Raw genomic sequence first — 12,871 nt, 5'->3', positions numbered from 1 at the left:
CGGGTTACGAGCTCGGGGCAAGCCCAGGCTCATAACACGCCCAGCGTGGCGCTTATGCGCCGTTGTGGTAGCTCGTCACGCGTTCCACTTCATTTTTCGAGCCCAGGATCACGCTCACGCGTTCGTGCAGTTGCGTGGGCTGGATGTCCAGGATGCGCTGGCGTCCGTTGGTGGCCGCGCCGCCGGCCTGTTCGATGAGCCAGCCCATGGGGTTGGCCTCGTACATCAGGCGCAGCTTGCCGGGCTTGTTGGGTTCGCGCTTGTCCCAGGGGTACATGAAGACGCCGCCGCGGCACAGGATGCGGTGCACGTCGGACACCATGCTGGCGATCCAGCGCATGTTGAAGTCCTTGCCGCGCGGGCCTTCCTTGCCCTGCAGGCATTCGTCGATGTAGCGGCGCACGGGCTCGTCCCAGTGGCGCATGTTGCTCATGTTGATGGCGAATTCCTTGGTGTCCTCGGGAATGCGCACGTTCTCGCGCGTGAGCACGAAGGAGCCCTGCTCGCGGTCCAGCGTGAACATGGCCACGCCGTCGCCCACCGTGAGCACCAGCGTGGTCTGCGGGCCGTAGATGCAGTAGCCGGCGGCGACCTGCTGGTTGCCGGGCTGCATGAAGTCGTCCTCGGTCACGCCCGGGTGGCCCTCGGGTTTCTTGAGCACGCTGAAGATGGTGCCGATGCTGACGTTGACGTCGATGTTGGACGAACCGTCGAGCGGGTCGAACATCAGCAGGTATTCGCCCAGCGGGTAGCGGTTGGGCACCAGGTAGATGCCTTCCATCTCCTCGCTGGCCATGGCGGCGAGGTGGCCGCCCCATTCGTTGGCTTCGATCAGGGTTTCGTTGGCGATGATGTCCAGCTTCTTCTGTACTTCGCCCTGGATGTTCTCGGTGCCGGCGGAGCCCATGACTTCGCCCAGCTCGCCCTTGTTGACGGCGAGGGCGATGCGCTTGCAGGCGCGCGCCACCACTTCGAGCAGCAGGCGCAGCTGGCCGGGAATGAGGCCGTCCACGCGCTGCTGCTCCACCAGGTAGCGGGTCAGGCTGATGTTCTTTTGCTTCATGGTTTCAAACTCCTTGGTCAATCGGTCCCGTCGGCCAGCGCGCGCGTCACGACTTCACGCACGTCGTTGGACAGGTCGGGCTTGGCGGCCACGCGGGCAATGGCTTCGCGGGCGGCGGTGCGGTAGGGCTCGGCGAGCTTGCGCCAGCGGTCCAGCGCGCGCGACAGGCGGGCGGCCACCTGGGGGTTGAGGGCGTCGAGTTCCAGCACGCGATCAGCCCAGAACACGTAGCCCGCCGCGTCCGCGCGGTGGAAGGCGCCCGGGTTGGCGCTGCAGTAGCTGAAGATCACGCTGCGCGCGCGGTTGGGGTTCTTGAGCGAGAACTGCGGGTGCTTCATGAGCTGGCGCACGGCGGGCAGCACGTCGCCGCCACGGTCTGGCGCACTGGCCTGCAGGGCGAACCACTTGTCGATGACCAGCGCCTCGTCCTTGAACAGGGCATGGAAACGCGCCAGCGCCGGCTGGGCCAGTGCGTGGCCGCTGCCGACCAGGGCCGACAGCGCGTTGAAGCGGTCGGTCATGTTCGCAGCGATCTTGAAGCGCTGGTAGGTCTTCCCGGGCCATACCGTGTCCCCGCTGGCGCGGGCCGCCAGGCACAGCATGGACAGCGCCAGGCCCGCCAGCGCGCGGCGGCCGCTGCTCACAGCGTCGGGCCGGTAGGCGCCGCAGTCCTGGTGCTGTTCCCAGGCCCAGGCCCAGTCGGCGTGCAGCTCCTGGGCCAACTGGGCGCGCATGGCTTCGCGCACCGCATGCACGCGCTGCGGATCGACCTCGCCGAGCTGCTCGGCGATGTAGGCCTCGGAGGGCAGGGTGAGCACCAGCTCCTTGAACGCGGCGTCGAGCTGCGGGTGGCGCAGCACGTCGCGCATGGCCTGCACGAACGCGGGTTGCAAGAGTTTTTCGGCTCCAGCGCTTTCCTGGCTTGCGCTAGCAGCTATTGCATTGATAGCAACGCGCAGCGCCAGGCGCTGGCCCGCTTCCCAGCGGTTGAAGGCATCGCCGTCGTGGGCCAGCAGGGTCAGCAGCTCGGCATCGCTGTAGGCGCAGTCCAGCACCACCGGGGCGCTGAAGCCGCGCAGCAGCGAGGGCACGGGCGCGCTGTCAATGTTCACGAAGGTGAGCGTCAGTTGCGGCTCGGCCAGCACCACGGTGCGCTCGGCGGCACCGGGCACGGCTTCGTCTGCCAGTTGCAGGGGCAGGGCGGTGCCGTCGGGCGCCAGCAGACCCAGCGTGACGGGGATGACGAAGGGCAGCTTCCCGGGCTGGCCTGGCGTGGCGGGGCAGCTTTGCGTGAGCGTGAGCGTGTAGCTGCGGGCGGTGGCGTCATAGTGCCCCTCGGCCTGCACGCGCGGCGTACCGGCCTGGCTGTACCAGCGCTTGAACGGGTCCAGGCGCTGTGCCAGCTCGCTGCCGGGATTCGCATCGGCCATGGCCTGGGCGAAGTCGTCGCAGGCCACGGCCTGGCCGTCGTGGCGCTCGAAGTAGAGCTTCATGCCCTTGGCGAAGCCCTCGCGGCCCACCAGGTTGTGCTGCATGCGCACCACCTCGGCACCCTTCTCGTAGATGGTGACGGTGTAGAAGTTGTTGATCTCGACGTAGCTGTCGGGCCGCACCGGGTGGGCCATGGGGCCCGCGTCCTCTGGGAACTGCACGGTGCGCAGCACGCGCACGTCCTCAATGCGCTTGACGGCGCGCGCCGAAGGGGAGCCCGCCATGTCCATGCTGAATTCCTGGTCGCGGAACACCGTCAGGCCCTCTTTCAGCGAGAGCTGGAACCAGTCGCGGCAGGTGACGCGGTTGCCCGTCCAGTTATGGAAGTACTCGTGGCCGACCACGCTCTCGATGTTGGCGAAATCGACATCGGTGGCGGTGGACTGGCTGGCCAGCACGAACTTGGTGTTGAAGACGTTCAGGCCCTTGTTCTCCATCGCGCCCATGTTGAAGTCGCTGGTGGCGACGATCATGAAGCGGTCCAGGTCCAGGCTCAGGCCGAAGCGCGCCTCGTCCCAGGCGATGCTGGCCATGAGCGAGTTCATCGCGTGCTCGGTCTTCTCCAGGTCGCCGGGGCGCACGTACACCTGCAGCAGGTGGTCGCGGCCCGCGCGGCTCTTGATCTTCTGCTCGCGCGCTACCAGCTTGCCGGCTACCAGGGCGAACAGGTAGCAGGGCTTCTTGTGCGGATCGGCCCATTTGGCGAAATGCCGGGGACCGTTGGGGCCGTCTTCCAGCGCGCCGCTGTCCACCAGGTTGCCGTTGGACAGCAGCACCGGATACGCGGCTTTGTCGGCGCGCAGGGTGACGGTGTAGCTGGCCATCACGTCGGGCCGGTCGAGGAAGTAGGTGATGCGCCGGAAGCCCTCGGCCTCGCACTGCGTGAAGAAGGCGTCGCCGCTCACGTACAGGCCCGACAGCTGGGTGTTCTTGGCCGGGGCGCAGGTGGTGAAGATCTCCAGCTCGAAAGGCGCGTCGCCTTCGGGCAGGTTCTCCAGCACCAGTTGGCCGCCTTCCATCTTGAACGAGGTGCCGCTGCCGTTGACCAGCACGCGCGCCAGGTTCAGCTCCTCGCCATCGAGGCGCAGGGGCTGGGGCGCCACGGCTGGGTTGCGGCGCAGGCGCATCCTGTTCAGCACGCGGGTCTTGGCGGGGTCGAGGTCGAATGCAAGATCCACCGTGTCGATCCAGTACGCCGGAGGCGCATAGTCGAGCCGGTGGGTGGCGGTGGCTTGTCCTTCTTTCATCATGCTTCCTTAAACGCCCTGCTTGAGCGAGGCTTCGATGAACACGTCCAGGTCGCCGTCCAGCACTTTTTGCGTGGCGGAGACTTCGACGTTGGTGCGCAGATCCTTGATGCGGCTGTTGTCCAGCACGTACGAGCGGATCTGGTGGCCCCAGCCCACGTCGGTCTTTGTGTCTTCGAGCTTTTGCTGCTCTTCCATGCGCTTGCGCATCTCGAAGTCGTACAGGCGCGAGCGCAGGCGCTGCCAGGCCACGTCGCGGTTGGAATGCTGGCTGCGCCCGTCCTGGCACTGCACCACGATGCCGGTGGGGATGTGCGTCAGGCGCACGGCCGAATCGGTCTTGTTGATGTGCTGGCCGCCCGCGCCGGAAGCGCGGAAGGTGTCGGTGCGCACGTCGGCGGGGTTGATGTTGATCTCGATGGAGTCGTCGATCTCGGGGTAGACGAACAGCGAGGCGAACGAGGTGTGGCGCCCGCCCGAGCTGTCGAACGGGCTCTTGCGCACCAGGCGGTGCACGCCGGTTTCGGTGCGCAGCAGGCCGTAGGCGTACTCGCCCTCGATCTTGATCGTCGCGCTCTTGATGCCCGCTACGTCGCCGGGGGTTTCATCTTCCACCGTGGCCTTGAAGCCCTTGCGCTCGGCGTACTTCAGGTACTGGCGCAGCAGCATGCTGGCCCAGTCGCAGGCCTCGGTGCCGCCAGCGCCGGCCTGGATGTCCACGAAGCAGTTCAGCGGATCGGCCTCGTTGCTGAACATGCGGCGGAATTCCAGCTCCTCGATCAGCGGGCGCAGCTTGGCGGTCTCGGCCTCGATCGTTTCCAGGCCGGTGTCATCGCCTTCCTCCTTGCTCATTTCGTAGAGCTCGGCGTTGTCGGCCAGTTCGGCGGTGAGCTTTTGCAGCGTCAGCACCACGGCGTCGAGCGACTTCTTTTCCTTGCCCAGTTCCTGGGCTTTCTTCGGGTCGTTCCAGACGCCGGGGTCTTCCAGCGAGGCGTTTACCGTGCGCAGGCGTTCGTACTTGGCATCGTAGTCAAAGATACCTCCGTAACTCTTGCGTCCGGCTCGACAGGTCTTCGAGGGTGGTGCCGATGAGGTTGGTGCGTTCTGCTTCCATGGTGCGGGTGTCCTGATTCTTGACGTGAAATAACCCGCGATTTTCTCATGGGATGCCTTTCCCCCCGGCGCGCAGCGTGGCATGGGCGCGCGGCGGGGGGCTGGGGTTAGAGCACGAGCCCGGGGGCCGAGCTGCGCAACTGGCCGGTCAGGTCCGACGCCACCATGTGCAGGGTGTAGTACTCCACCGGGGCCGGGGCAGTCTGCAAGGTCACCAGCCAGTCGCCCGCGGGCACCGTGAGGGTGACGTCGGCGGGTTCCCAGGCGTGGGTTTCCAGGTTCAGGCGCTGCGGCTGGTACTGCTCGCCAGGGGACAGCGTGAGCATGGCGGCGGAGGAGCCCGCCAGCGTGTCGTGCGCGACGAACCAGCGGATGCGCAGGCGGCCGTCGCTTTCGCGCATGGCCATCAGCAGGCCGTTGTCGTCGCGGCCGCCGTCCACCCGCAGCACGGGAATCTGGAACAGGCTGTCGTCCTGCGGGTCTTCCGGCAGCAGCGTGACGAACTGGCCTTGCACCATGGGCCAGAGCTGGTAGCGCGCCATGCGTATCTGCTGGTCCTGGACGGTGGCCGCCTGCATCGACACCGCCATGCCGTCCACGGCCAGGGCGCAAAAGCCTTCGTCGAACGGGCGCGTCAGCACCGGCAGCGCCTTTGGTTGCGTGGGGCGGGGCACCGTACGCACGTCGGCCACGGCCACGCCGCCCTCGATGCGGGGCGTGCCCACGCCGATGTACGGCATCTGGTCGCTGGCGGCAAAGGCCGTATAGGTATCGATGAGCGCGTGGTAGGTCGATGAGAACGGCACCGCGCGGTATTTCGCCAGCAGCTGGACATTCAGCGTGGAGTAGAGCGGGAAGTACATCATCAGGCCGTGGGCGTCGTCTTCGCCGCCATCGGCGTGCACCACCATCGCGCCGAAGGCCGCGTCGAACTGGCTGACCAGCGCCGAAGGCAGCATGTCCACCTTGGCAAGTTCATGGATCCATGACTTCACGTCCACCAGATCCGCCTGGGTCTGGAACAGATTGGACTGGAAGTCCTGCGCCGCGCGCCGCGCCACGGCGATGGCCCACCAGGCTTGCAGCCCCTGGGAGGCAATGGCGCTCTGGAGCGTGAGCGCCACCTGGTCCAGCACCTGCACCAGCGCCGCGGTCTTGCCCAGATCGGAGACCGAGTAGGCCGTGAAATCCAGCGGGCCGGTTTCGTCGAACGCCTTGTAGCTGTCCACGATGGCGCGGCCCAGGGCGTCTCCCCTGGCTTGCGGGTTGGCTGCGATGAAATCCACCACCTTGGTCCAGTCCCAGCCGGTGGTGACCTCCTCGGAGCCCACCAGGTAGCGGCCGTGCGGGGCCAGGCCCGAGGCCACCTCCAGGCTGGCCATCAGGCAGCAGTCGAAGCCGATCAGCTCGAAGCCCACGCCCGCGTTCTTCAGCGCCGAGGCAATGTCCGCCAGCGACAGTGCCTTGCCGCCACCCAGGGCCTTGTCGTTGCCGAAGCCGTGGATGGGGCCGCCGCCATGGTCCCACAGCGCCAATGCGTACTGCCTGGCCGGGAACAGGCGCGTGCCCCACTGGATGAAATCCTGCAGCGTCTGCGGCAGGTTCATGGCCACGGCGGGCGGCTGCTGGACATCGGGCAGGGCCTGCAGCGCCCAGCCTTCGGCCGTGCCCGCGCGCGGCACCAGGCGGTAGCGGCGCGTTTCCTGCATGTCGATGCCCGGGTACTGGCCTGCCGTGGCGCCGCCGCCGATCTGCAGCACCACGCTCACGTTGGCGCTGTTGTGTGCCTTGAGCATGTTGAGCAGGTCGCGCTCGGCGCCGCTGCCATCCAGCAGGTCCGAGGCCACCAGATACACCAGCAGCGTGGTCTGCGCCGTGCTCGGTAAATCATCGCTGGGGCCGCTGCCGCCGCAGGCAGTGAGCAGGCCCAGCAGGGGCAGGGCACCGGTGTGCTGGAGCAGGGTACGTCGTTTCATGCGGAGATCCTTGGTGTTGGAGAGTGCGTTGGAGTCTGGATAACGGGGCCAGGGGCGTCTATCGTACAAATGCATTACGCACGGCCACGGAAGTTGGCGCCTTTTTTCACCGGAAAGGCCGCCCAGGAATCGGTGGCCTCTGCACCCCCCGCCATCTCGCAAGGACAGCGCAAGCATCCCCGCCAAAAGGGTATTTCTCATATCTGCAGCGCAGGTTTATCGCAGAGCTGATACGCCCCACCCATTGGTTCGTGGATTTGCGGTAAATCAACATCGAATGGGTGGTTTGAATATCAAATGCCCTCCGGAATTGAATCGGCCTCTTGGGGAAAGAGGCGCGGTTTGTATTTTCCGCTGTATCCATGACAGCCATTCGTGCATAAAACCATGGAGCAAAGGGGAGGCGTATGGAAAGATTCCGAGCATTGGGCCTGGTGGCCGCGCACCGCATGGCGCCTTGGTGGCTGGCGTGTTGTTTCCTGCTTCTATGGCTGGCAGGGTGGCCCTTGACGGCGCGGGCGCAGGATGCCGATTGCGCGGAAGTCAAGATCGTCATCGAACAGAAACTCTCGCTGGAACGCCAGGCATTCGATGCACGCATGGTGATTCGCAACGGCATGGATGCCAGCGCGCTCGGCAACGTCAAGATCGAGCTGACCTACCTCGACCAGAACCAGCAGCCGGTGGCCGTCACCACCGACCCGAATGCCGTGGGGGCGGTTTTCTTTCAGCGTACCGACCAGATCACGGGCCTGGGCGCCCTGGACGGTTCAGCAAGCATCGCACCCAAGAGCACGGCCGATGTCCATTGGCTCATCATTCCGGCGCAGGGGGCCGGTGGGGACACCGCCTCCGGCCGCATGTATTACGTGGGAGCCAGGGTCACCTATACCCTGGACGGGGCAACCACCACCGTGGAGGTCACTCCCGACTATGTGGTCGTGCGCCCCCAGCCGTCGCTGGCGCTCGATTATTTTCTGCCCGGGGACGTGTATGGCGACGACCCCTTCACGCCCGAAACCGAGCCTCCCGTGCCATTCACCTTGGGCGTGCGCATTCTCAATGCCGGAGCCGGCATTTCGGCCAAGACCAGCATTGAATCGGCACAGCCAAAAATCGTCGAAAACAGGCAGGGGCTGCTGATCGACTTCCAGATATTGGGCGGCTACGTCGGCAATGCCATGCAGGGCAAGAGCCTGCTGCTGGATTTTGGCGATATTCCCGGGCAGCAGGCCCGCATGGGGCGCTGGGCCATGCAGACGTCCCTGTCGGGGCGCTTCACGGAATTCGACGCCAGCTACACCCATGCGGATTCGCTGGGCGGGGCGGTCACCTCCTTGATCCAGGGCGTGCGCACCCACAGGCTGGTGCATGACGTGCTGATCGACCTGCCGGGACACGACGACGTGCTGGACTTCCTGGCCGAGGCCGGCAGCGACGTGCATGTGTACGACTCCCTGGGTGGCGATGCCTCCGTGGCCGACGTGTCGCGCCAGGCCGGGCTTGCCAGCGCCAGCGGCGGCAAGCTGCGGCTGACCTTCGCACCGTCCCCCGGCCTGGTGCATGCCAAGGTGGCCGATCCCCATGGGGGCGCCTTGTCCATCGCCCGCGTGGTGCGCAGCGATGGCAAGGTGCTGCCGCCGCAGAACCACTGGCTCTCCAAGACCCGCAATGCCGACCTGAGCTGGTCGCACTTCCTCCACATTTTCGACAGCGGCTCCACCGGCGACTACACGCTGGAATTCGCGCAAGGCGGCACCAGTGCCACGCTCTCCGGCCTGGCCTACCGCGACGCCAATGGCAACGGCACACGTGACGCCGGGGAGGCCGCCGAGGGCAATCTGGCCGTCACGCTCAAGGGCGTCGATGGGCTGGGGCGCAACGTGCTGGTGACGGCGCATACCGGCGTGGACGGCGCCTTCAGCTTCACCGGCCTGGCGCCTGGCCGCTACCAGCTCGAAGCCGCGTCCGTGAGCGGGTGGATCGACGGCGCCTGGGCCGCGGGCTCCGCCGGCGGCACGGCCCAGCCCGGCGCGATCACGGACATCGTTCTCGCTGCCGGAACCGCCGCCCAGGGCTACTGGATTGCCAAGCGCCTGCCCCAGCCGGACACCGGCGAAACGGCGGCCGACTTGTCGATCGCCCTGAAAGCCGTGCGCGCGCAGCTGCATGCCGGGGAGACCACGACCGTCACCGCCACGGTGCGCAACCTGGGCGAAGGCAAGGCGCAGTCCGTGGCGGCGCAGGTGGCCGTGCCGGCGGGGCTGAGCCTGCAAGGCAGTGCGGCAGCGCTGGGCAGCTATGCCAGCGGCACGTGGAACATTGGCGACCTGGCCAAGGGCCAGGAAGCCACGCTCACCCTCACGGTGAAGGCCGACGCCGTGAGCGGCGGCAAGGACGCGGCCATCTCCTGGCCGGCCAGCGTCGCCAGCCAGACCCCGGACCCGCAGATGGCAAACAACAGCGCGCTGCTCGGTATCACAGTGGCCGGGGAAGCGCCCGCACAGTTCGGCCTGACCCAGAGCCTGCCAGCGCATGCCGACGTGCTGATGCTCGTCTCCTGCCCCTCGCACGCCGCGCAGGAGCAGGCCGCGTGCGAATCCGGCCTGCAGCAGCAGGCGCATGCCCAACTGGCGGCAAGGGTGCGCCATCTGGCCGTGGTGTCCGACGCGGCCGCATGGCGTACGGCGCTGCGCGGCGGCCGCTATAACCTGCTGTGGCTGCATGCGGGCGCGGGCAAGCTCGACGCCCAGCAGCTCGCTGAAGTGCGCGCGGCCGTGCGCCGTGGCGCCACCCTGGTCATCGAAGGCGCGGCCGTGGAAGAGGACGCAGGGCAGCCCCGCAGCCACCACCTGGACGACGTTTTGGGCGCGCGCCTGGTGCTGCCGTCCATGGGCAGCGGCCAGCCGCTGAAACTGCCTGGCGAAGCCCTGGCGCAAGCCACGGTAGGGCCGCTGCACGCCCTGGAGGCCCTGGCGCCTGGCGCCGTCGTCCTGGCCCAAGGCGGCAGCGGAGACCAGCCCGTCATGGTGAGCCACCGCTTCGGCCTGGGCCAGGCGTGGCTGGCTGGTTTCGACGTGCTGCAAACGCTGCAAGGGCCAGCCGCCGCCTTCTGGGACGGGTTCCTGAACCAACGGCTGCAGGCCATGACCCCGGCCGGCCGTGGCGACCCCGCGCTTGCCGGCGCGCGGCTGGCGCTGCGCACTGCCGTGGAGAACATGGCGCCGGCCAGCACGGCGGCCCAGGATGTCAGCCTGCGCATCGACATCCCCGACGGCGTGGCCCACGAAAACGCCACGCCCGCGCCGTCGCAGGCGCAGTCCCGCCAGGTGCGGTGGAACATGCGCCTCGCACCCGGCCAGACCCAAGCTGGCGAAGTCACCCTGGTGCTGCCCCAGGCATCGTCCAGCCTGCGGCTCCAGGCCACGCTGCTGGATGCCACGGGCCAGCAGGTGCTCGCCACGCAGGACATGCCTGTACAGACCGTGGGCCTGGATACGCTCGCCCCGCAAACCACCGCCGCCCTGGCGGCGCTCGTGGGCGCCGAACCGCAGACCCTGGCGCTGATCCAGCATGCGCGCGACGCCGCCGCTGCTGCTGCCAACGCCGGGCAGCAGGCGCAGCCCCCCGATTGGGACGCCGCGCTCACGGCGCTCGCATCCCTGCAAAGCGCGCTGCGCCAGCTTGCGCAGCCTCCCCATGGCCTGGCCCTCGATGCGCTCCAGCTCGACGCCGCGCGCTGGATGGGCCTGGCCCAGGCACGCTGGCAGCCCGGCACGGGCACAGACACGGGTGCGGCGCAGATCCTGGTGCAGTCCGGCACGGGCCAAAGCGCCCGCGTGGGCATGGCCTTCGGCGCGCCCCTGGTGGCCAAGGTGGTGGACGGCCAAGGCAACCCCGTGGCGGGCGTGCTGGTCCGTTTCCGGCTGCCCGAGCAAGGGCCCGGAGCCGTGTTCGAGGCCCTGGCGCAGGCGCAGGACGTTGCCACCGACGCCCAGGGCCTGGCGCAAAGCCCGGCGCTCACGGCCAATGCCACCGCCGGCAGCTACCACGCCACGGCCTCCGTCGAGGGCGTGGCGCAGGCAGCCCGCTTTGCGCTGACCAACCTGCCCGCCAGCACGGGGCCGGTGCCCGCGGCCTTGCGCCTCGTATCCGGCATGGGCCAGGCCACCCAGGCCGGCAGCGCCTTTGCCGTCCCCCTGTCCGTGCAGGCGCTCGACGCCAGCGGCCTCGCCGTGCCAGGTGCCAGCGTGGAAATGGCCTTTGCCGACGCGGGGCCCAGCGCCACCTTCGCGGGCGGGCTGCAACGCATCATGCTGGTGACCGATGCCCGTGGCATGGCCATTTCGCCCCTTTTCACCGCCAACGCGGTGCCGGGAACGCACCAGGCCCGCATCACGGCGGCAGGCGCCGCCACCGTGCTGACCGCCGACCTGGCCAACCTGCCCCTGGGCAGCGCGGGCAAGCAATTCGACGGCACCACGGCCACGGGTACCGGTGCCGTGCAGGCCCAGGTCAGCGGCGGCGGCGATGCCTGCGCGTTCAACCCGCTGGCCACCCGCATGGTGCCGCCCGAGGGCGTGTGGACGCCCCTGCAGAAATTCCTGCTACCGCACGGCCTGTTCGACTTCGAGTTGGTGGGCTGCCAGCCCGGCAGCGAAGTCACCGTGAGCGTGACCTGGCCCGACCTGCGCGGCATGAGCGGCTACCTCAAGTACGGCCAGACCCCGGCATCGCGCGGCCGCGCCATCTGGTACGTGCCCAGCAACCTGCGCATCCAGGGCAACACCGTCACCTACACCATCCGCGACGGCGGGGTGGGCGACGACGACCTTGTCGCCAACGGCACCATCCGCGACCCGAGTGGGCCCGCGCAGGGCGACATCGGCATGGACGACGGCTCGGCGCTGCGCCCCATTCCCGGGCTGGCGCCCTGGGCGGTCGCGTTGCTGTCCTGCGTCCTGGCATGGATGGCCGTTGCCGGGTGGCGCGGCCGCCGGGTGTGATGGGCCGCCCCATGCAATGGCGCTTGCGCCTGGCCGCGGCAGCGCTCCTGCCGCTGGCGGCCAGCGGGCCAGGCGCGGCTGCGGCCGATCCTGCGCCCGCCGAACAGACCTGCCGCCGGGCCGATGCCGAGGCGCCCAACCCCGTCGATATGCCGTTGGCGCCGCTGGCACCCCCCGCGCCCTACACCGAGGCCGAGCGCGCCTGCTGGATCGGCTGGAGCGAGGCACGGCAGCGCGCCGCCCAAGGCGCATCGTGGGTGGATGTGCGCGAAGCCGGGGCGGCCCAGCGCCTGCGCCTGGCGGGCGCACTGGCCGTGCCGCGCGCCGAGGTGGCCGACAAGGCCGCGCTGCGCGGCCTGGACCTGCTGGCCGTGGGCGACGCGGGCGACCTGCGCGCACTGTCGCGCCAGTGCGCCGCCTGGCGGCAAAGCGGCCGTTTCGGCGCGGTGCACGTCGTCCTCGGCGGCGTGCGGGCTTGGCGCCTGGCAGGCATGCCGGTGCAGCCCGACCCGCATGCCGCCACGCCGCTGCAGCCGCCCACCGTGGTATCCGCAGCCGAATACCGGCAGGGCGTGGCCGATGGCTTGTGGCGCGTCGTCACCTTGGGCATTGCGCCGGAGGATGCGCATGCCCTGGCACAGCCGCCCGTGCTCGCCCTGCCGGCCGCCGACGCTGCAGGGCTGGGCGCGTTGGGCCAGGCGCTTGCGGGGGCGGGTGATGCAGCGGCCAGCGAGACGGCACCTCCAGCGGCCTGGCTCACGGTGGCCGCCGATGCTGCGGCGCAAGCCCGGCTGCAGGCGCTGTGGGAGCAGCGGCAACCCGCCCAACCCGCATCGGCACCGCCCGTGCTGTGGCTGCAAGGGGGCCTGGATGGCTACCGCAGCTACATCGCCCAACAACACCGGCTGGCCGCCCATGCGGGCCACGCCTTGCCGCGTTTATGCGGCTTCTAGAACAACCCATCAACGGAAACCT

6 protein-coding genes are annotated in these 12,871 nt (G+C 68.6%); 2 read left to right on the top strand and 4 right to left on the bottom strand.

Features of this window, described 5'->3' with window-relative positions; genetic code table 11:
• Positions 1-52: 52 nt before the first annotated feature.
• The 4 genes from YS110_05475 to YS110_05460 form a co-directional block, all read right to left on the bottom strand.
• Positions 53-1,063, bottom strand: coding sequence for a class 1 fructose-bisphosphatase (locus YS110_05475; GenBank protein UJB64243.1), 1,011 nt, complete (start codon positions 1,061-1,063; stop codon positions 53-55).
• Positions 1,064-1,080: 17 nt separating this feature from the next.
• On the bottom strand, positions 1,081-3,801 hold the full coding sequence (pepN, locus tag YS110_05470; protein ID UJB67362.1) for an aminopeptidase N: 2,721 nt from the start codon (positions 3,799-3,801) through the stop codon (positions 1,081-1,083).
• 9 nt (positions 3,802-3,810) lie between these two features.
• Positions 3,811-4,915, bottom strand: a protein-coding gene (gene prfB, locus YS110_05465; protein UJB64242.1) for a peptide chain release factor 2 whose coding sequence is annotated in 2 segments (ribosomal slippage) — positions 3,811-4,833 and positions 4,835-4,915 — 1,104 coding nt in all. Because the reading frame shifts where the segments join, the coding sequence is not laid out codon by codon here.
• 106 nt (positions 4,916-5,021) lie between these two features.
• Positions 5,022-6,890, bottom strand: a complete 1,869-nt coding sequence (locus YS110_05460) for a hypothetical protein (GenBank protein ID UJB64241.1) — start codon at positions 6,888-6,890, stop codon at positions 5,022-5,024.
• Between the two features lie 506 nt (positions 6,891-7,396).
• Here YS110_05460 and YS110_05455 point away from each other — a divergent pair.
• The gene (locus tag YS110_05455; GenBank protein ID UJB64240.1) at positions 7,397-11,896 is read left to right on the top strand and encodes a DUF11 domain-containing protein; all 4,500 of its coding nucleotides are present in this window, start codon (positions 7,397-7,399) and stop codon (positions 11,894-11,896) included.
• Between the two features lie 11 nt (positions 11,897-11,907).
• The gene (locus YS110_05450) at positions 11,908-12,849 is read left to right on the top strand and encodes a hypothetical protein (GenBank protein ID UJB64239.1); all 942 of its coding nucleotides are present in this window, start codon (positions 11,908-11,910) and stop codon (positions 12,847-12,849) included.
• Positions 12,850-12,871: the final 22 nt, after the last annotated feature.

Source organism: Acidovorax sp. YS12, from assembly GCA_021496925.1.
In the GTDB taxonomy this organism is placed as follows: Bacteria; Pseudomonadota; Gammaproteobacteria; order Burkholderiales; family Burkholderiaceae_C; genus Paenacidovorax.
This window is presented reverse-complemented; position numbering and strand designations above follow the sequence as displayed.